An 18268-nucleotide genomic window follows, 5' to 3' on the forward strand; every position below is an offset into this window, starting at 1 on the left:
GCAGGCGGACGAGCCGCGCCAGCACCGGTCAGTCGACGGAGATTTCAGACGCGCAGTCTGAGCGTGGAGAGAAAGACGGGATCGGGCGGCGGATGCTGCCGCTCGGGAACGGCCTGCCGCGGAAGCTCAAGGCCTTCGGACGCCAGCACCACGGGCATGACCACGAGCTGCACGATGGCGGGCAGCGACGGGGTGGCGAGCTTGACGGGCTCGAACGAGAGCGACATGTCGGCCGCGTGCTGGAAGCACAGAACCGGCTGCGCCATGTCCATGCCCTCGCAGGGGGCGCCGGTGGCCATCATCTCGGCCATCGAGTCGGTGTCAGGGGTGCCGGGGCACACATAGCTCGCCAGTGCCAGCTGCGAGAAAAGCAGCGACAGGACCACGAGGAACGCGGTCAGGCAGCGATGGAGGGAGTGCCGGCGGGACATGTCGGGCATGTATTTCGGGCGTGGAGTGTAGCGCCGCGGAATTGCCCCGGGGGAGCGAGGGTGGTGGCCCGGGGGCTCCAGCCCGAACTTCAGCCCGAACGCTTGGCCGTGCCGTGCAGCGAACCGTGCACGTGGCCCGCGTGCTGCCCGAAGCTCTCGGGTGCCAGCGCGGTGGTGTCCAGCTCCTGCAGGATGCCGCAGGCGTTCGCCGATTCGGGGCCGCAGCACTGCTGGCGCAGCGCCTTCAGCTGCTTCTCGAGCGTCTTCAGCTCGGCGATGCGCGCGGCCACGTGGCCGATGTGGTCGTCCAGCAGCTGGTTGACCTCGCCGCAGTCTTCCTGCGGCGCATCGCGGAATTTGAGCAGGCTGCGGATCTCGTCCAGCGTCATGTCCAGCGAGCGGCAGCGGCGGATGAAGCCCAGGCGCTGGGCGTGGTCTTCGTCGTAGATGCGGTAGTTGCCCTCGGTGCGCGCGGGCTCGGGCAGCAGTTGCTCGCGCTCGTAGTACCGGATGGTTTCGACCGGCGTGTTCGCGACCTTGGCCAGTTCACCGATTTTCATGATGCGGCAAATGAACGAGTGGGAATGAGTGATTGACTCTACACCTGCTTCAGGGTTTCCAATCGATTCCATGACGAACCAGAACGCCCTGAACCCGCCCGTGCCGCGCGCGCATGCGCACTCTCATCCGCATCCGCATGCCCATGAAGAGGGGCATGGTCACACGCACGAGCATACGCAGCCGAAGGCGGCCGATGCGTGCTGCGGCTGCAGCGCAAGCAGCCACTCGGCGATCCCCCTGGCGCCCGATGTGAGCGATGTCTCCACCGGCGCCTTGCTCTTTCGCATTCCCACCATGGACTGCGCGGTGGAAGAGTCCGAAATCCGCCGCGCGCTGGAGCCCATCGCGGGCGTCAAGGCGCTGCGCTTCCGCCTCGGCGAGCGCACCATGGCCATCACCACCGACGACGGCGTGCTGCCCGAGGCGCTTGCCGCCATCCGCAAGGCGGGTTTCAAGCCCGAGCCGCTGAATGCACCGGGCGCGCAGGCAGCCCCGGCAGCGCCCGCGAAGATCGCCGGCATGAGCGCCGGGCTCGCGCGGCTGGTCGCGGCGCTGGTGCTGGCGATCGCGGCCGAGTCGGTCTCGTTCATGGGGCTGGAGGGCCGGGGCTTCATGGTGTTCGAGATGGCGCTGGCGCTGGGTGCCATCGGCCTCGCGGGCCTCGACACCTACAAGAAGGGCTTCGCGGCGCTGGTGCGCGGGCGCCTGAACATCAACGCGCTGATGGCGGTGGCCGTCACCGGCGCATTCATCATCGGCCAGTGGCCCGAGGCCGCGATGGTGATGGCGCTCTACGCCATTGCCGAGCTCATCGAGGCCCGCGCCGTGGACCGCGCGCGCAACGCCATCCAGAGCCTGCTGGCGCTCGCACCCGAGCAGGCGGAGGTGAAGCAGGCCGATGGCAGCTGGAAGACGGTGATGGCGAGCGAGGTGCCGCTGCAGGCCATCGCGCGCATCCGCCCCGGCGGTCGCGTGCCGCTGGACGGCATCGTCACCGAAGGCTCCAGCGCGATCGATCAGGCGCCGGTCACCGGCGAGAGCATTCCGGTCGACAAGACCATCGGCGACCAGGTGTTCGCCGGCACCATCAACCAGACGGCCGCGCTGGAGTTCCGCGTGACTGCCGTGGCGGCCAATACCACGCTCGCGCGCATCATCCACGCGGTCGAGGAGGCGCAGGGCTCGCGCGCGCCCACGCAGCGCTTCGTCGACAGGTTCGCCGCCATCTACACGCCCACCGTTTTCGTGCTGGCGCTGGCCGTCGCGGTGCTCACGCCCTTCTTCATGGACTGGACCTGGCTGCAGGCCATCTACAAGGCGCTGGTGCTGCTGGTCATCGCCTGCCCGTGCGCGCTGGTGATCTCCACGCCGGTGACGGTGGTGAGCGCGCTGGCTTCGGCCGCGCGGCGCGGCATTCTCATCAAGGGCGGCACCTACCTCGAAGAGGCGCGCAAGCTCAAGGCCGTGGCGCTGGACAAGACAGGCACCATCACCGAAGGCAAGCCGAAGCTGGTGGAGTCGTCGCTGATCGGCGAATCCTCGGGCAACGAGGCGGCCGTGTTCGCCGTGGCTGCGAGCATTGCCGGCCGGTCCGATCACCCGGTGTCGAAGGCCATCGCCGAGGGGCTGAAGGGACCGCAGGGCGAAGTCGCCGACTTCACCGCGCTGGCCGGCCGCGGCGTGCAGGCCGCGCATGCGGGGCAGGTCTACGTGCTGGGCAACCACCGGCTCATCGAGGAGCGCGGCCTTTGCACACCCTCGCTCGAAGCCAAGCTCGAGCGCCACGAGGAAGCCGGCCGCACCGTCACGCTGCTGGCTTCGGACAAGGCCGTGCTCGCGCTCTTCGCGGTGGCCGACACCATCAAGGAGTCGTCGCAGGCGGCGGTGGCCGAGCTGCGCGCGCTGGGCGTCGTGCCCGTGATGCTCACCGGCGACAACACCGCCACCGCCAGGACCATCGGCGCCCATGCCGGCATCGAGGACGTGCGCGGCAACCTGCTGCCCGAGGAGAAGCTCGACGCCGTCAAGGCCATGCAGCAGCGCTACGGCGCCGCAGCGATGACCGGCGACGGCATCAACGACGCCCCCGCGCTCGCGCAGGCCGACATCGGCTTCGCGATGGGCGGCGCCGGCACCGACACCGCGATGGAGGCGGCCGACGTGGTCATCATGAACGACGACCTGCGCCGCATCCCCGAAACCATCCGTCTTTCGCGCCGCGCCCACTCGGTGCTCTGGCAGAACATCACGCTGGCGCTGGGTATCAAGGCCGTGTTCTTCGTGCTCGCCGTGTTCGGCAGCGCGACCATGTGGATGGCGGTGTTCGCGGACATGGGCGCCAGCCTGCTGGTGGTGGCGAACGGGCTGCGGTTGATGCGCGCGCAGAAGTGAGCACGGCGATGGCCGTCCGGCTGAGGCGGCTACGCGTCAGTCGGCCAGCCTTGCCTGTCCGAACACATACGGCAGCAGTCTGGCGATGTTGCGTGCATCGTCGATGCCTCGATGGTGCACACCAGAGAACTCCAGCCCCGCCAGTTGTACCGCGTCACCCAGCCCTGGCTTCTTGGTCAGGTTCTGGCGTTCGGCGAACAAGCGCTTGACGTTGAGGTGCGGCGCGCTGATGGGGTATGGCACCCTGTGGAAATCGCAGTCCTGCCGCAACTGCTTCAGGTCGTAGTCGCCCCAGGAGCAGAAGGCGAAGCCGCTGTAGCGGTAGAGCCAGTTCTTGAACAGGCCCACAGCGTCCTTGAACAGAGGCGCGCTGTCGACATCGCCTTGGTGGATGGACGTCAGCTTCGTGCAGAAGGGCGTGAGCCTGGGATGCCGCTGGGGTCTGACGAAACTCTGAAACTCATCGACCGACTTGAATGTCGAGCCATCGACCATGACGGCGCCGAACTCGATGATTTCCATTTGCTCGCGCGGCACCGTTCCATGGTCGCAGCATGTGGCTTCGAAATCGATCACCAGATAGCGCTCTGCCTGCATTGGCGGATTCCTCGGTAGGTTCGGCTCTGCCTATCTCGCATGCCGAATCGGTGTCTTGTAGTGAGCCGATCAAGCGTCGGAGGCCGCTGGTGACAGGCATCCCAAAGTTTACGGGCGTCCCGGGAAGCCCTCGACCAACAGCACCACGGCTTCGGCCCCGGCCTTCCTGTCCTGTGCGATCGCGCTGTACTCGGGCGAATCCTGGAAGGCCCGGGCTGCTTCCTTGTTCTCGAAGGCCATCATCACCAGCTTGTCGCGCGGCCATTCGCCTTCGAGGACTTCAGGTGCCTCGTCGGCGGCGAGCAGCTTCGCGTCGAAGCGGCTGAACACCGCCGGAAAGGCGCGCTGATAGCGGCGGTAGGCCTCTACTTTGGTGAACTTGAGCTGGGCGACGATGTAGGCGGTCATGGCTGCTGTCCTGTTGTTGCCCGTGTATTCCAGCAGGCTCTGGCGCGGCTTGCAGTCACCAACGCGCGGCCCACTTCTCCAGCGGCACGCGCGCCGCGTTGCAGACATAGCTCACAGAGTGATACCAGCCCGCGAGCATCATCAGTTCGATGAGCTGTGCGTGGCTCCAGTGGGCGCGCAGGGCTTCCCACAGCGCGTCGTCGACGTCGCTGGTGTGGTGGAGCTGATCGACCATCGACACCAGCAGACGGTCGCGTGGGGCGAGCAGCGAGAGATCGCCGTCGGGCGATGCCATCACGCGGCGGTCGGTGTCGTCGAAGCCGGCGGCGTCGGCGAATCCGGTCCAGTGAACGCCCCATTCGTATTCGGCGCCGCAGCGGGCGCAGACCCGCAGGATGACGATCTCGCGTTCCCGCAGGCTGATGGCCGCCTTGCGGCCCAGCAGGTAGCGGCCGAGTTCCATCGTGCGCTCGGCAAGCGCGGGGTTGACGGCCAGCACGCGGAACAGCGCGAGTATTTCGGGCGCCTGCGGCGGCGTCATGCGTGTGAGCAGCTCGCCGATGGGCTCGGGGTAGGGGGCTTCGAGCGGGGGGATGCGCGGGGTGCGCTGTGTGGTGGTGTCGGTCAAGAGGTTGTCTCCTTCGTTGCAACCGGGTTGAAATCGCTACGAAATACGTAGCGGTCGATCGAAGTCTATCGCTACGAATTGCGTAGCGCAAGCGCGTACACTCGCACGATCGATCAATGAAGGCTTCGCATGGAAGACGCACAACCCGCCGCATCGCGCCGCCCCGTCATGCGGCTGCTGGAGCAGCTCGGCCGCAAGGGCACGCTGCGCATCCTCTGGGAGCTGCGCGACGGGCAGCCGCAGAGCTTCAGGGCGTTGCGCACGAGCACGGACCAGATGTCGCCCTCGGTGCTGAACGACCGGCTCAAGGAGCTGCGCGCGGCCGGTGTGGTCGAGCTCGCCGTGGCGGGCTATGTGCTGACCGAGGCCGGCGCGGAGCTGGTCAGGCGCCTGCTGCCGCTGAACCAGTGGGCCAACCGCTGGCTCGACGACGCGGCTTCGAACTAACATCGGCCGAAATCCAACTCCCGGCTACCCGATGTCCGTCACTTCGCTCCTGCTGCAGCTCATCGTCATCCTGGTCACTGCGCGTCTTTGCGGCTGGATCCTTCGCCATGTGGGCCAGCCCGGCGTGGTCGGCGAGATGGCCGCGGGCCTGATGCTCGGGCCGGTCGTGATGGGCGCGCTCTTTCCCTCGCTGCACGCGCAGCTGTTCTCGAAGGAGTCGCTGCAGGGGCTCTCCTCGCTTTCCACGCTGGGGCTGGTGCTCTTCATGTTCGTGGTCGGCCTCGAGCTGCGTGCCTCGAAGGGCGTGCGCGAGCAGCTGCGCTCGGCGGGCTACGTGGGCGTGCTGAGCGTGGTCGTGCCGATGGCGCTGGGCATCGCGATCGCACCGGCGCTGCATCCCACGCTCGCGCCGGCAGGTGTCGGCTTCTGGCCCTTTGCTCTTTTCATCGCGGCGGCGCTGTCGATCACCGCCTTTCCGGTGATGGCGCGCATCCTGAAAGACCGCGGCATGACGCGCACGCCCTTCGGCCAGCTCTCGCTGGGCGCGGCTGCCGTGGTCGACGTGTTCGCCTGGATCCTGCTGGCCGTGGTGGTCGCGCTGGTCGGCGCGGGCGAGGGCTACCAGGGGCTGCTGAAGACCACGCTGGGCATGGCGGTGGTGCTTGCGGCGCTGTTCCTCGGGCTCAAGCCGGCCTTCGCGTGGCTGCTGCGCGTCAAGGCGCCCGAAGGCGAGCCCTCGACCACGGTGATGGCGGCGCTGATGATCGGCCTGCTGGCAACTTCGCTGGTCACCGAGTGGCTGCACCTGCATGCGGTGTTCGGCGCCTTCCTGTTCGGCGCCTGCCTGCCGCGCGACGACCGGCTGCTGAAGTCGCTCACCGAGCGCATCGAGCCGATCTCCATCGTGGTGCTAATGCCGCTCTTCTTCGCCCTTGCCGGACTTGGCACCACGGCCAACGCCTTCTCGGGCGCGAGCCTGGGCGCGATGCTGCTGATCGTGGGCGTTGCCACCGTGGGCAAGATCGCCGGCGGCGCGGCCGGCGCGCGCATGGCGGGCTACGGCTGGCGCGACAGCCTGGCCACCGGTTCGCTGATGAACGCGCGCGGGCTGATGGAACTCATCGTGATGAAGATCGGCCTCGACGCGGGGCTGATCGGCCCGGAGCTCTTCACCATGCTGCTGGTGATGGCGCTCGCGACCACCGCGATGACGGGTCCGCTGATCAACCTGTTCATCGGTCGCAAGCAGGCGGTTGCAGCGGACGCCGCGCACGCGAAGCCCTGACTTCGATCAGCGCTTCGCCACGGTGAAGCCGATACGCGTCTCGCCGCCCCGGCTGGCCGCGAACACCCGCCCGCCGTGCATGCGGGCAATGGCTTCCACGATCGACAGGCCCAGCCCGTGGTGCCGCGTGGAGCCGTCGCGGGCCTGTGCGGCGCGATAGAAGCGCTCGAACAGGCGGGGCAGGGCGGCGGGGTCGATGGGCTCGCCCTTGTTGACCACGGCCACGGCGAACTCGGTGGTGCTTTCCTCGCCGATCTCGATGCGTATCGTCGAAGCCGGCGCCGCGAAGCGTATGGCGTTGCCCAGCAGGTTGAAGAGCGCGCGACGCAGCAGCGCCGCGTCCACATCGGCCATGGCCTCCCCGCGCACCTCGGCGCGCAGGCCGGCCTCCTCCAGCATGGCGTCGTAGAAGTCGATCACGTCGGTTGCCTGTGCCGCAAGGCTCGCCACCGCCCGGGTGCGCATCGGCGCGCCGCGCTCGGCCTGCGAGAGAAAAAGCATGTCGGTGACGATGCCCGAGAGCCGGCCGACCTCTTCCAGGTTGGAGGCGAGCACGGTCTGCAGCTCCTCGTTGCTGCGCGGGCGGGTGAGAGCGAGTTCGGTGGAGCCGATCAGGTTGGCCAGGGGCGTGCGCAGTTCGTGCGCCACGTCGGCGTTGAAGGATTCGAGCTGCACATAGGCCCGCTGCACCCGCAGCAGCAGGGCGTTGAACTGGGTGATCCAGGGGCGCAGCTCTTCGGCGAAGTCGCTGGCGTCGATGGGCTGGTTGGCCTTGTCGGGCGCCATCGCGGCGGTGCGCTCGGTCAGCGTCTTGAGCGGCTTCAGGCCCCGGCGCACCAGCCACATGCCGGTGAGCGAGACCAGCGCGGTGCCCAGCACCACGGCGCCCAGCAGCGTCCACGCCAGGCGGCGCAGGAGCTGTGCCTCCTGCGCGGTGTTCACGCCGAGGCGCACCGACAGCTGCGTGGTGGCGCCGGCCTGCGTCCACGGCACCTGCAGGTCGCGCAGCATCCATTTGCCGCCGGTGGCGGGCCTCGATTCGAAGAGCCGCCTGCCGCCGGCGGAGATCGACAGCGTCACGTCGTCCTGCATCGAGAAGAAGTCGTCGAGCTTGTGGCGCAGGAAGACGAGGTCGCCGCCTTTCTCGGCCTCCAGCAGCAGGTGCTCCACCAGCACCGCCTTGTTGGCGAGTTCCTCTTCCTGCTTCTGGCCGAAGTTCCAGGCGGTGACGAGGTAGATGGCGAAGCAGATCACGCTCAGCCCGAACAGGGTCTGTGCGGCGAGCCAGAGGGACAGCCGGCTCTGCAGGGATTGCGGCCGGGCGCTCAAGTCCAGGAGCGGTCTTCCAGCACGTAGCCCATGCCACGCACCGTGTGCAGCAGCTTCACCTCGAAGGGGTCGTCGAGCTTGCTGCGCAGGCGGCGGATGGCCACTTCCACCACATTGGTGTCGCTGTCGAAGTTCATGTCCCACACCTGCTCGGCAAGCGTGGTGCGCGAAAGAATCTGGCCGCGTCGGCGCAGCAGCACCAGCAGCAACGTGAACTCCTTGGCCGTGAGATCCAGCCGCGTGCGGTTGCGCATGCATTTGCGGCTGACCAGGTCGACCTCCAGGTCGGCCAGCCGCAGCACCGTGGAGTCCTGCGGCTTGCCGCGGCGCAGCAGGGCCTGCACGCGCGCCAGCAGCTCGGAGAAGGAGAAGGGCTTGACCAGATAGTCGTCGGCGCCCTGCTGCAGCCCCTGAACGCGGTCTTCGACCTTGTCGCGCGCCGTGAGCACGAGCACCGGCACGTTCTTCGTGCGGCGGATGGCCTGCAGCACGGCAAAGCCGTCGATGCCGGGGAGCATCACGTCGAGCAGGATCAGTGCGTAGTCACCCTCGGTGGCGAGGTACTTTCCCTCGATGCCGTCGCGGGCTATGTCTACGACGTAACCGTTCTCCTCGAGCCCCTTCTTGAGGTAGTCGCCCAGCTTGGGCTCGTCTTCGATGACAAGGATTCGCATCTGCGGATGGTATCGAAGCACTTCCGGTACGGGGGTTACGTTTCGGTAATCCTGCTGACAGACAAAGCCTCGCCCCCCGGTCGTACATTGCGCCGGCCCGCTTCGTTCAGGGCCTGCGCCTTGCAGGGCCATTGCCGAAATGCCCGATGCAGCCCGCCGATATACTTTTTGCCTCCATGCGCCGCTGGTTTCTCATCTTCATGCTCGCCCTGCTGCCGTTCCAGTTCAGCTGGGCGTCGGCATCGGCGTACTGCCAGCATGAGCGCGACACCAGGCCCGACCACTGGGGCCACCACGAAAGCGAAACCCGCGGCACCGACCGCAGCCACAGCGGCGAAGGGGCGCAGAAGAACTCCAGCACCCAGCCCAATGCGGTGGTCGGCGATTGCGCCGTCTGCCACTTCGGCCATGCCCAGCATGCCGATGCGCTGGACGAACCGGCAGCCTCCGTGGCGCGCGTGGCCCAGCCGCTGCGCGCGACGCCCGACGAGCGTTTCGCCTCGCATGTCTCCGACGTTCCGGTCCGCCCCGACTGGTCTCTCGCCTCCTGATTCGGCGAGAGCACACCACCCCCTTCTGATACCCACCATCAGCTAGCCGAGCTCTCGCCGAATTCGTCCGTCCGTTGTTTCGCAACCCAGGAGAATTCGATGCGCACGCTCTTCGTGCCGCTGGCCGTGCTGGCCATGGCGGCGCCCCCGGCTTTTTCGCAGGTCGCTCAGGCCTCCGCCGGAGTCCCCCATTCACAACCCGCGCCGTCCGGTGCGGCCAACACCCGTGTGCAGGAGCCCGCGGGTCCGCTGACCCTTCGCAGCGCCGTCGCTATGGCGATGCGGGCCAACCCCGGCCTGTCCTCCGCATTGCGCGAGCAGGAGGCCACCGAGGGCGCCGTCGTCCAGGCCGGCGCCTGGCCCAACCCCACGCTCGACGTGCAGTTGGAAGACATGCGTCGCGACAACCGCACCACCACGCTGCAGCTGAGCCAGCCCATCGAGCTGGGCGGCAAGCGCTCGGCCCGCGTCACGGCGGCCGAGCGGGCGCGCGACCAGGCGGCCTCGGCGCTGGCTGGGCGCCGCGCCGAGATCCGCGCGGCCACTGTCACAGCCTTCTTCGACGTGCTGACCGCGCAGGAGCGCCTGAGGCTCGCGCAGGATTCGGTAGGCCTCGCGCAGACCGCCACCCGCGCTGCCGCCAACCGCGTGGCTGCCGGCAAGGTCTCGCCGCTGGAGGAAACCAAGGCGCGCGTGGCCGAGGCCGGCATCCGCGTCGAGCTGATGCAGGCCGAGGGCACGCTGCGCTCGGCACGCCAGCAGCTCGCAGCGCTGTGGGGTAATCCCGCTCCCCGCTTCACGCAGGTGGATGGCGCGGTCGACCAGCTGCCGGCGATAGCTTCGGCGCAGGACATCGCCGGCAGGCTCGCCGATGCACCGGTGGTGCGGCAGGCGCGGCTCGAGGTCGATCGGCGCAAGGCGCTGGCCGACCTGGAGCGCGCCAGGCGCATTCCCGACGTGACCGTCTCGCTGGGCGCCAAGCGCGTGCCGGCTTCCGAGGGCGAGACCGGCAGCAGCCGGCGCAACCAGGTGGTGCTGGGGCTGTCGGTGCCGCTGCCGATCTTCGATACCAACCGAGGCAACGTCGCCGAGGCGCTGAGCCGCGAGGAAAAGGCGCGCGACGACCTCGCCGTTGCCGAGCTGCAGCTGGGCACCGAGGTGGCACAGGCCACCGAGCGCCTGCGCTCCGCGCACGCCACCGCAGAGACACTGCAGCGCGACGCGCTGCCCGGCGCCGAGAGCGCCTACAAGGCCGCCACCAAGGGCTTCGAGCTGGGCAAGTTCAGCTTTCTCGAAGCGCTGGATGCGCAGCGCACGCTGTTCCAGGTGCGCGCGCAGTACCTGCTCGCCCTGGCCGACGCGCACCGCGCCGCGGGAGAGCTCGACCGGCTGCTGGGCAATGAAGGCGACGCGACCACTCCCGCGATGACCACGCCCGTCGCGCGCTGACAGGCAAACAAGGAATTCCAAAGATCATGACCACAGAAGAACGCAAGACTTTCTCCGAGCGTGTCGGCAAGAAGCAGCTGATCGCCATCGCGGCGGTGCTCGTGCTGGGCGCGGGTGCCGGGGCGCTGATATTGCGCAGCGCGCCCGCCAAGCCCGAGGCGGCCGGCCATTCGGAAGCCGCCGGCCATGGCGACGGCGAGCACCACGAGGAGGGCGGCCACAAGGAAGAGGGCCACAAGGAGGCCAAGGCCGGCGAAGACCATGACCACAACCACGGCGAGGCCAAGGGCCACGGCGACAAGGAGCATCACGCCGAGGAAGGCAAGGGCGAGACCAAGGCAGCCTCCGGCGAAACCAGAGGCGAAGAGAGGTCCGCCGCCCACGAGGACGACGAGGAAAAGATCGCCTTCACCGACGAGCAGATCAAGGCCGCCGACATCGCCATCGAGAGCGCCGGCCCCGCGCGCATCAAGCTGTCGCTGCAGCTGCCGGGCGAGATCAAGTTCAACGAAGACCGCACGGCGCACGTGGTGCCGCGCGTGGCGGGCGTGGTCGACAGCGTACCGGCCAACCTGGGCCAGGAGGTCAAGCGCGGCGAGGTGCTCGCGGTGCTGTCGAGCCCGGGGCTCTCTGAGCAGCGCAGCGAGCTGCAGTCGGCGCAGCGCCGGCTGGAGCTGGCCCGCACGACGTATGAGCGCGAGAAGAAGCTGTGGGAGGAGAAGATCTCGCCGCAGCAGGACTACCTGCAGGCCGAGCAGGCCATGCAGGAGGCGCGCATCGCCGTGGCCAACGCCAACCAGAAGCTGCTGGCGCTGGGCGCCACGCCCGGCTCGTCGGCGCTGGGCCGCTACGAGCTGCGCGCGCCCTTCGACGGCATGGTGGTCGAGAAGCACATCTCGCTCGGCGAATCGGTGGGCGAGGCGGTCAACGTCTTCACCATCTCCGACCTGTCGACCGTGTGGGCCGAGATCAGCGTGGCAGCCAACAACCTGAACCTGGTGCGCATCGGCGAGCCGGTGAAGATCCGATCCACCGCCTTCGACCAGACCGCGACCGGCAAGGTCTCGTACGTGGGCTCGCTGATCGGCGCGCAGACGCGCACTGCCACCGCGCGCGTGACGCTGACCAACCCCGATCGCATCTGGCGCCCGGGCCTGTTCGTAAACGTCGAGCTGGTGGCCTCGGAGACCGAGGCGCCGGTGACCGTCGCGGCTGATGCGGTGCAGACCGTGGAAGACAAGCCCACCGTGTTCCTGCGCGTGCCCGGCGGCTTCATGCCGCAGCACGTGAAGACCGGGCGCAGCGACGGCAGGCGCGTCGAGATCGTCGGCGGGCTGAAGCCCGGCGCGGCCTACGCGGCCAGCGGCAGCTTCGTCGTGAAGTCGCAGCAGGGCAAGAGCTCAGCCACGCACACCCACTGAGGAAGCCCGCATGTTCGAACGAATCATCCGCTTCTCCATCGAGCAGCGCTGGCTGGTGCTGCTCGCCGTGTTCGGCATGGCGGCGCTTGGCATCTTCAGCTACCAGAAGCTGCCCATCGACGCCGTGCCCGACATCACCAACGTGCAGGTGCAGATCAACACCGCCGCGCCCGGCTACTCCCCGCTGGAGACCGAGCAGCGCGTGACCTATCCGATAGAGACCGTCATGGCCGGCCTGCCGGGGCTGCAGCAGACGCGCTCGCTCTCGCGCTACGGCCTCTCGCAGGTGACGGTGATCTTCAGGGACGGCACCGACATCTACTTCGCGCGGCAACTCGTCAACGAGCGCATCCAGTCCGCGCGCGAGAGCATGCCGCGCGGCATCTCGCCGGTGATCGGGCCGATCTCCACCGGACTCGGCGAAATCTACCTCTGGACCGTCGAGGCCGAGGAGGGCGCCAGGAACGCCGAAGGCAAGCCCTATTCGCCCACCGACCTGCGCGAGATACAGGACTGGATCATCAAGCCGCAGCTGCGCAACGTGGCGGGCGTGACCGAGATCAACTCCATCGGCGGCTTCGCCAAGGAGTTCCAGATCGCGCCTGACCCGGCCAAGCTGCTGGCCCACGGCCTGACCATGGGCGACATCGTGCTGGCGCTGGAGCGCAACAACGCCAACGTGGGCGCGGGCTACATCGAGAAGCGCGGCGAGCAGTACCTGATCCGCGCGCCGGGGCAGGTGAAGTCGGCCGAGGACATCGGCAACGTGATCCTGGGCAACGCCAACGGGATTCCGCTGCGCGTGCAGGACGTGGCCGAGGTCGGCATCGGCCGGGAGCTGCGCACGGGTGCGGCCACCGACAACGGCCGCGAGGTGGTGCTGGGCACGGTGTTCATGCTGATCGGCGAGAACAGCCGCACCGTGTCGCAGGCCGTGGACAGGAAGATGCAGGAGATCAACCGCACGCTGCCAGCCGGCGTGAAGGCGGTGACGGTGTACGACCGCACGGTGCTGGTCGACAAGGCCATCGCCACGGTGAAGAAGAACCTGTTCGAGGGCGCGGTGCTGGTCATCGCGATCCTGTTCCTGTTCCTCGGCAACATCCGTGCGGCCTTGATCACCGCGCTGGTGATTCCGCTGTCGATGCTCTTCACCTTCACCGGCATGGTGAACCAGAAGGTCAGCGCCAACCTCATGAGCTTGGGGGCGCTGGACTTCGGCATCATCATCGACGGGGCGGTGGTGATCGTGGAGAACTGCGTGCGAAGGCTGGCCCACGCGCAGGCCCACAAGGGCCGGCCGCTCACGCGCAGCGAGCGCTTCCACGAAGTGTTCGCGGCCTCGCAGGAGGCACGCCGGCCGCTGCTGTTCGGCCAGCTGATCATCATGATCGTGTACCTGCCGATCTTTGCGCTCACGGGTGTCGAGGGCAAGCTGTTCCACCCGATGGCTTTCACCGTGGTGATCGCGCTGCTGGGCGCGATGATCCTGTCGATCACCTTCATCCCTGCCGCCGTGGCGCTGTTCATCGGCAACAAGGTCAGCGAAAAGGAGAACCGCCTGATGCTGTGGGCCAGGCGCGCCTACGAGCCGCTGCTGGCGCGCGTGATGTCGGCCAAGCCGCTGGTCATCACCTTCGCGGTGGTGGCGGTGGTGCTCTCGGGCCTGTTGGCCACGCGGCTGGGCACCGAGTTCGTGCCCAGCCTGAGCGAGGGCGACTTCGCCATCCAGGCGCTGCGCATTCCGGGCACCAGCCTCACGCAGTCGGTGGAGATGCAGAAGCAGCTCGAACGCACGCTGAAGCAGAAGTTTCCGGAGATCGAGCGGGTGTTCGCGCGCACCGGCACGGCGGAGATCGCGTCCGACCCGATGCCGCCGAACATCTCCGACGGCTACATCATGCTCAAGCCCGAGAGCGAGTGGCCCTCGCCGAAGCGTTCTCGCGCTGAAGTGCTCGCGGCGGTGCAGGAAGAAGTGGAGAAGCTGCCGGGCAACAACTACGAGTTCTCGCAGCCCATCCAGCTTCGCTTCAACGAGCTGATCTCGGGCGTGCGCAGCGACGTGGCAGTGAAGATCTTCGGCGACGACATGGACGTGCTGAACAAGACCGCGGCAGAGGTCTCGGGCGTGCTCAACGGCATTGCCGGCGCGGCGGAGGTGAAGATCGAGCAGACCACCGGCTTGCCGATGCTCACGGTGAATATCGACCGCACCAAGACCGCGCGCTACGGCCTCAACGTGGGCGACGTGCAGGACGCCATCTCCGCCGCCGTGGGCGGGCGCGAGGCGGGCACGCTGTTCGACGGCGACAGGCGCTTCGACATCATCGTGCGCCTGCCCGAGGAACTGCGCACCGACCTTGAGGCCATCAAGCGCCTGCCCGTGGCCCTGCCCAAGGGCGCGGGCGCCGAGGGCCTGCGCACCAGCTTCATTCCGCTGGGCGAGGTGGCCACGCTGGATATCGCGCCCGGCCCCAACCAGGTGAGCCGCGAGGACGGCAAGCGCCGCATCGTGGTCAGCGCCAACGTGCGCGGGCGCGACCTCGGCTCCTTCGTGGCCGAAGCCGAGGAGGCGATGGGCAAGGTGAAGATCCCCACCGGCTACTGGACCGTGTGGGGCGGCCAGTACGAGAACCTCGCCTCGGCCACGCAGCGGCTGCAGATCGTGGTGCCGGTGTCGCTGCTCCTGGTGTTCACGCTGCTGTTCGCGATGTTCGGCAACATCAAGGACGGCCTGCTGGTGTTCACCGGCATCCCGTTCGCGCTCACGGGCGGCATCGTGGCGCTGTGGATGCGCGGCATTCCGCTGTCGATCTCGGCGGCGGTGGGCTTCATCGCGCTGTCGGGCGTGGCGGTGCTCAACGGGCTGGTGATGATCTCCTTCATCCGCAACCTGCGCGAGAGCGGCCTGCCGCTGGACGCCGCCATCCGCGAAGGCGCGCTCACTCGGCTGCGGCCGGTGCTGATGACGGCGCTGGTCGCCTCGCTGGGCTTCGTGCCGATGGCCATCGCCACAGGCACCGGCGCCGAGGTGCAGCGGCCGCTGGCCACGGTGGTGATCGGCGGTATCCTGTCGTCGACCGCGCTGACGCTGCTGGTGCTGCCGCTGCTCTACCGCATCGCCCACCGGCGCGACGAGGAAGAGGAGAAGGCGCAGCAACAGGCGATCGGCGCGCCGCCCGATCCTTCGGACCCTTCACTGCGAGGCTCCCATGGCACATGAGCATGCCCACGCCACCGGCGGCAACGAGAAGGCACTGCGCTGGGCGCTGCTGCTGACCTCGGCCTACCTCGTCGCCGAGGTGGTGGGCGGGCTGGTGTCGGGCAGCCTCGCGCTGCTGTCCGATGCCGCGCACATGTTCACCGACACGGTGGCGCTGGCGATCTCGCTGGCCGCCATCTGGATCGGCAAGCGGCCGGCCGACCGGCGGCGCACCTTCGGCTACTACCGCTTCGAGATCCTGGCGGCGGTGCTCAACGCGGTGCTGCTGTTCTTCGTGGCGATCTACGTGCTGTACGAGGCGTACCGGCGCATCTCGGCGCCGGCCGAGATCCAGTCGACCACGATGCTGCTGGTGGCCGCCGGCGGGCTGGTGGTCAACCTCATCGGCATGCGGCTGCTGGCCTCCGGCAAGGACCGGAGCCTCAACGTGAAGGGCGCGTACCTGGAGGTGTGGGCCGACATGCTGGGCTCCATCGGCGTGATCGTCGGCGCCATCGTCATTCGCTACACGGGCTGGGGCTGGGTCGACTCGGTGATCGCCGTGGCCATCGGCCTCTGGGTGCTGCCGCGCACCTGGCGCCTGCTGCGCGAAAGTCTCAACGTGCTGCTCGAAGGCGTGCCCGACGAGGTGGACCTGCCCGCGGTCGAGAGCGCGCTGCGGGGCGGCGAGGGTGTCGCGAGCCTGCACGACCTGCACGTGTGGGCGCTGTCCAGCGGCAAGGTGAGCCTTAGCGTGCACGTGGTGTGCACGCCGGAGGTAGGCGACCTGGCGCCGCTCACGCAGCGGCTGCGCGCGATGCTGGCCGAGCGCTTCGACATCCACCATTCGACCGTGCAGGCTGAACGGGTGCCCTGCGAGCAGGCGGCCGACACGCACGGTTTCGGGGCGGTGAAGGGGCGGTGAGGGCCCAGAGCGGGGTTCGGGCCGATTTTTTGGAAGAAAGAGCGATCCGGCTGTCACAAGCGCGTGCGGCCGGACGTCTTGCAGGCGAGGGCGGCCATCGGGGGCGCCCCTTCGCACTCCTCGCACTCTTTCTTGACCAAGGAATCGACCATGAAGATCGTCATCATCGGAGGCTCCGGCCTCATCGGCTCCAGGCTTGCCGCCCGCCTGCGCGAGGCCGGCCATGAAGTCGTCGCCGCATCGCCCTCCACGGGCGTCAACACCCTCACCGGCGAGGGCCTGGACGAGGCGCTCGCGGGCGCCCGCGTCGTCGTCGACGTGGCGAATTCGCCCTCGTTCGAGGACCAGGCGGCGCTCGACTTCTTCGCGACAGCGGGGCGCAACCTGCTCGCGGCCGAGGTGAAGGCCGGCGTGGCGCATCACATCGCGCTGTCGGTGGTCGGCACCGCGCGCCTGCTCGACAGCGGCTACTTCCGCGCCAAGCAGCTCCAGGAAGACCTGATCGAGGCCTCGCCCGTGCCCTACACCATCGTGCAGGCCACGCAGTTCTTCGAGTTCGTGGGCGCCATCGCGGCGTCGGGCGTGCAGGACGGCGTGGCTCGGCTTTCGGACGCGCTCATCCAGCCGATGGCGGCCGACGACGTGGCGGCGGCGCTGGCCGAGGTCGTGACCGAGCTGCCGGCGCGCGGCCGGATCGAGATCGCCGGGCCCGAGGCCTTGCCGCTCGACGCGCTGGTGCGCCGCTTCTTCGCGGCGACGGGCGATGCCCGGGAGGTCGTGACCGACCCCGGCGCACGCTACTTCGGCGTGCAGCTCGACGACCGTTCGCTGACGCCCGGATCGAACCCGCGCCTGGGCGCGATCCGCTTCGACGAGTGGCTGGCGCGGCGCGCGGCGGCCTGAGCGAGGAGGAACACAGCCACCGGCCGTTTCAGCCTGCGGGGGACGGCTGTTGGACAATCGCGTCCGGACTACCTTCCCATGCACGCAGATCGATGAGCAGCCGCTACGACAACAAGTCTTTCACCCAGGCGAAGGCCGAGCCGCGCGCGCCGCAGCGCCGCAGGGTCCACGGCGGCTCGCCGGCGCAGCCGCCGATGGCCTTCGACGTGGGTTACGGCTCGGCACCTCCCGCCGCGCCGGCGCGGACCTGGCGCTCGACGGTGGTCGGCATCGCTATAGGCTTCGGCATCGTGCTCGCCTTCGCCATGAAGTGGCTCATGAGCTACCAGATCGATAGCGCCGAGGAACGGCGCGTTCAGCAGAAGGCCGTGCGCGCGGCCGCTGCGCGCTGCTACGGGCTGGTGTCGAACGCCGCCATCAACGCCTGCCTGAAGGACGTCGAGGCGAAGAGCGCGCAGGCGGCGCAATGAGCAACAGGCTCAGCGGGCTCGAATGGCCGACTTGGGCCTGAGGGCCTTGCAGACGGAATCGTCGGTCTCGAGATAGGGCCCACCGATCAGGTCGATGCAGTAGGGCACGGCCGCGAAGATGCCCGGCACCACCTGCACGCCCTCGGTGTCCTTCAGCCCTTCGAGCGTTTCCGCGATCGACTTGGGCTGGCCGGGCAGGTTGATGATCAGGCTCTTGTCACGGATCACCGCCACCTGCCGCGAGAGGATCGCGGTGGGTACGAAGCGCAGGCTGATCTGGCGCATCTGCTCGCCGAAGCCCGGCATTTCCTTGTGCGCCACGGCCAGCGTGGCCTCGGGCGTCACGTCGCGCAAGGCAGGGCCGGTGCCGCCGGTGGTCAGCACCAGGGAGCAGCCGGCGTCGACCAGCTCGATCAGCGTGGCGCTGATGCGTTCCGCCTCGTCGGGAATCAGCCGGGGTTCGAACTCGATGGGGTTCTTCAGCGCCCGGCCCAGCCATTCCTTCAGCGAGGGCAGGCCCTTGTCCTCGTAGGTGCCGCTGGAGGCGCGGTCGCTGACGGAGACGATGCCGATGCGCACCGGATCGAATGCAGCCT

The 18268-nt window shown here is 68.4% G+C and carries 18 protein-coding genes; 10 read left to right on the forward strand and 8 right to left on the reverse strand.

Annotated features, from left to right (window positions below):
* Positions 1-44: 44 nt before the first annotated feature.
* Entirely contained in the window at positions 45-440 is a 396-nt protein-coding gene (locus ABL843_RS11220; protein ID WP_369658681.1) for a hypothetical protein, read from the reverse strand.
* Positions 441-520: 80 nt separating this feature from the next.
* Positions 521-991: a Cd(II)/Pb(II)-responsive transcriptional regulator gene (gene cadR, locus ABL843_RS11225; protein WP_418119913.1), complete on the reverse strand. Its 471-nt coding sequence runs from the start codon at positions 989-991 to the stop codon at positions 521-523.
* A gap of 70 nt (positions 992-1061) precedes the next feature.
* Here cadR and ABL843_RS11230 point away from each other — a divergent pair, with 70 nt between their 5' ends.
* The gene (locus tag ABL843_RS11230; RefSeq protein WP_418119914.1) at positions 1062-3383 is read left to right on the forward strand and encodes a heavy metal translocating P-type ATPase; all 2322 of its coding nucleotides are present in this window, start codon (positions 1062-1064) and stop codon (positions 3381-3383) included.
* 36 nt (positions 3384-3419) lie between these two features.
* Here ABL843_RS11230 and ABL843_RS11235 read toward each other — a convergent pair whose 3' ends face one another.
* The 3 genes from ABL843_RS11235 to ABL843_RS11245 form a co-directional block, all read right to left on the reverse strand.
* Positions 3420-3980 carry an exonuclease domain-containing protein gene (locus ABL843_RS11235; protein ID WP_418119915.1) on the reverse strand — a complete coding sequence of 187 codons (561 nt, stop codon included), beginning with the start codon at positions 3978-3980 and terminating at the stop codon, positions 3420-3422.
* A gap of 108 nt (positions 3981-4088) precedes the next feature.
* Positions 4089-4388 carry a DUF1330 domain-containing protein gene (locus ABL843_RS11240; RefSeq protein ID WP_418119916.1) on the reverse strand — a complete coding sequence of 100 codons (300 nt, stop codon included), beginning with the start codon at positions 4386-4388 and terminating at the stop codon, positions 4089-4091.
* Between the two features lie 55 nt (positions 4389-4443).
* Entirely contained in the window at positions 4444-5016 is a 573-nt protein-coding gene (locus tag ABL843_RS11245) for a carboxymuconolactone decarboxylase family protein (protein WP_418119917.1), read from the reverse strand.
* Positions 5017-5145: 129 nt separating this feature from the next.
* Here ABL843_RS11245 and ABL843_RS11250 point away from each other — a divergent pair, with 129 nt between their 5' ends.
* Complete coding sequence (locus tag ABL843_RS11250) at positions 5146-5463, forward strand: winged helix-turn-helix transcriptional regulator (RefSeq protein ID WP_126018181.1); 318 nt, start codon at positions 5146-5148, stop codon at positions 5461-5463.
* A gap of 31 nt (positions 5464-5494) precedes the next feature.
* Positions 5495-6748, forward strand: a complete 1254-nt coding sequence (locus ABL843_RS11255) for a cation:proton antiporter (RefSeq protein ID WP_184636454.1) — start codon at positions 5495-5497, stop codon at positions 6746-6748.
* A gap of 6 nt (positions 6749-6754) precedes the next feature.
* On the opposite strand, the gene ABL843_RS11260 is transcribed toward ABL843_RS11255, so the two are convergent.
* Positions 6755-8077 (reverse strand): heavy metal sensor histidine kinase, encoded by a 1323-nt coding sequence (locus ABL843_RS11260; protein ID WP_418119918.1) that lies wholly within the window; start codon positions 8075-8077, stop codon positions 6755-6757.
* A complete protein-coding gene (locus ABL843_RS11265) occupies positions 8074-8751 on the reverse strand; it encodes a heavy metal response regulator transcription factor (RefSeq protein ID WP_126018189.1) in 678 nt (225 codons plus the stop codon). The genes ABL843_RS11260 and ABL843_RS11265 overlap by 4 nt, the downstream gene beginning before the upstream one ends.
* Before the next feature lie 176 nt (positions 8752-8927).
* Between ABL843_RS11265 and czcI the strand changes: the two genes are divergently transcribed.
* From czcI to ABL843_RS11300, 7 genes are all read left to right on the forward strand, one after another.
* Positions 8928-9302 carry a cation efflux protein, CzcI family gene (czcI, locus tag ABL843_RS11270; protein ID WP_126018192.1) on the forward strand — a complete coding sequence of 125 codons (375 nt, stop codon included), beginning with the start codon at positions 8928-8930 and terminating at the stop codon, positions 9300-9302.
* 99 nt (positions 9303-9401) lie between these two features.
* Positions 9402-10751, forward strand: coding sequence for a TolC family protein (locus ABL843_RS11275; RefSeq protein WP_418119919.1), 1350 nt, complete (start codon positions 9402-9404; stop codon positions 10749-10751).
* A gap of 26 nt (positions 10752-10777) precedes the next feature.
* On the forward strand, positions 10778-12172 hold the full coding sequence (locus ABL843_RS11280) for an efflux RND transporter periplasmic adaptor subunit (protein ID WP_418119920.1): 1395 nt from the start codon (positions 10778-10780) through the stop codon (positions 12170-12172).
* Between the two features lie 10 nt (positions 12173-12182).
* Positions 12183-15395 (forward strand): CusA/CzcA family heavy metal efflux RND transporter, encoded by a 3213-nt coding sequence (locus tag ABL843_RS11285; RefSeq protein WP_418119921.1) that lies wholly within the window; start codon positions 12183-12185, stop codon positions 15393-15395.
* Positions 15385-16299: a cation diffusion facilitator family transporter gene (locus tag ABL843_RS11290; RefSeq protein ID WP_418119922.1), complete on the forward strand. Its 915-nt coding sequence runs from the start codon at positions 15385-15387 to the stop codon at positions 16297-16299. The genes ABL843_RS11285 and ABL843_RS11290 overlap by 11 nt, the downstream gene beginning before the upstream one ends.
* 150 nt (positions 16300-16449) lie before the next feature.
* A complete protein-coding gene (locus ABL843_RS11295; protein WP_418119923.1) occupies positions 16450-17202 on the forward strand; it encodes an SDR family oxidoreductase in 753 nt (250 codons plus the stop codon).
* Between the two features lie 92 nt (positions 17203-17294).
* A complete protein-coding gene (locus ABL843_RS11300) occupies positions 17295-17672 on the forward strand; it encodes a hypothetical protein (RefSeq protein ID WP_184636467.1) in 378 nt (125 codons plus the stop codon).
* 9 nt (positions 17673-17681) lie between these two features.
* Here the strand turns inward: ABL843_RS11300 and mog are convergent, their stop codons facing one another.
* On the reverse strand, positions 17682-18251 hold the full coding sequence (mog, locus tag ABL843_RS11305; protein ID WP_418120458.1) for a molybdopterin adenylyltransferase: 570 nt from the start codon (positions 18249-18251) through the stop codon (positions 17682-17684).
* Positions 18252-18268: the final 17 nt, after the last annotated feature.

The sequence above is a fragment of the Variovorax sp. 350MFTsu5.1 genome (assembly GCF_048302515.1).
Classification (GTDB): Bacteria; Pseudomonadota; Gammaproteobacteria; order Burkholderiales; family Burkholderiaceae_C; genus Variovorax; species Variovorax guangxiensis.

Excerpts from the sequence above, each read along its gene's own strand:
- ABL843_RS11220 (WP_369658681.1), bottom strand. The coding sequence starts at position 440 with ATGCCCGACATGTCCCGCCGGCACTCCCTCCATCGCTGCCTGACCGCG.
- cadR (WP_418119913.1), bottom strand. The coding sequence starts at position 991 with ATGAAAATCGGTGAACTGGCCAAGGTCGCGAACACGCCGGTCGAAACC.
- ABL843_RS11230 (WP_418119914.1), top strand. The coding sequence starts at position 1,062 with ATGACGAACCAGAACGCCCTGAACCCGCCCGTGCCGCGCGCGCATGCG.
- ABL843_RS11235 (WP_418119915.1), bottom strand. The coding sequence starts at position 3,980 with ATGCAGGCAGAGCGCTATCTGGTGATCGATTTCGAAGCCACATGCTGC.
- ABL843_RS11240 (WP_418119916.1), bottom strand. The coding sequence starts at position 4,388 with ATGACCGCCTACATCGTCGCCCAGCTCAAGTTCACCAAAGTAGAGGCC.
- ABL843_RS11250 (WP_126018181.1), top strand. The coding sequence starts at position 5,146 with ATGGAAGACGCACAACCCGCCGCATCGCGCCGCCCCGTCATGCGGCTG.
- ABL843_RS11255 (WP_184636454.1), top strand. The coding sequence starts at position 5,495 with ATGTCCGTCACTTCGCTCCTGCTGCAGCTCATCGTCATCCTGGTCACT.
- ABL843_RS11265 (WP_126018189.1), bottom strand. The coding sequence starts at position 8,751 with ATGCGAATCCTTGTCATCGAAGACGAGCCCAAGCTGGGCGACTACCTC.
- czcI (WP_126018192.1), top strand. The coding sequence starts at position 8,928 with ATGCGCCGCTGGTTTCTCATCTTCATGCTCGCCCTGCTGCCGTTCCAG.
- ABL843_RS11275 (WP_418119919.1), top strand. The coding sequence starts at position 9,402 with ATGCGCACGCTCTTCGTGCCGCTGGCCGTGCTGGCCATGGCGGCGCCC.
- ABL843_RS11280 (WP_418119920.1), top strand. The coding sequence starts at position 10,778 with ATGACCACAGAAGAACGCAAGACTTTCTCCGAGCGTGTCGGCAAGAAG.
- ABL843_RS11285 (WP_418119921.1), top strand. The coding sequence starts at position 12,183 with ATGTTCGAACGAATCATCCGCTTCTCCATCGAGCAGCGCTGGCTGGTG.
- ABL843_RS11290 (WP_418119922.1), top strand. The coding sequence starts at position 15,385 with ATGGCACATGAGCATGCCCACGCCACCGGCGGCAACGAGAAGGCACTG.
- ABL843_RS11295 (WP_418119923.1), top strand. The coding sequence starts at position 16,450 with ATGAAGATCGTCATCATCGGAGGCTCCGGCCTCATCGGCTCCAGGCTT.
- ABL843_RS11300 (WP_184636467.1), top strand. The coding sequence starts at position 17,295 with ATGAGCAGCCGCTACGACAACAAGTCTTTCACCCAGGCGAAGGCCGAG.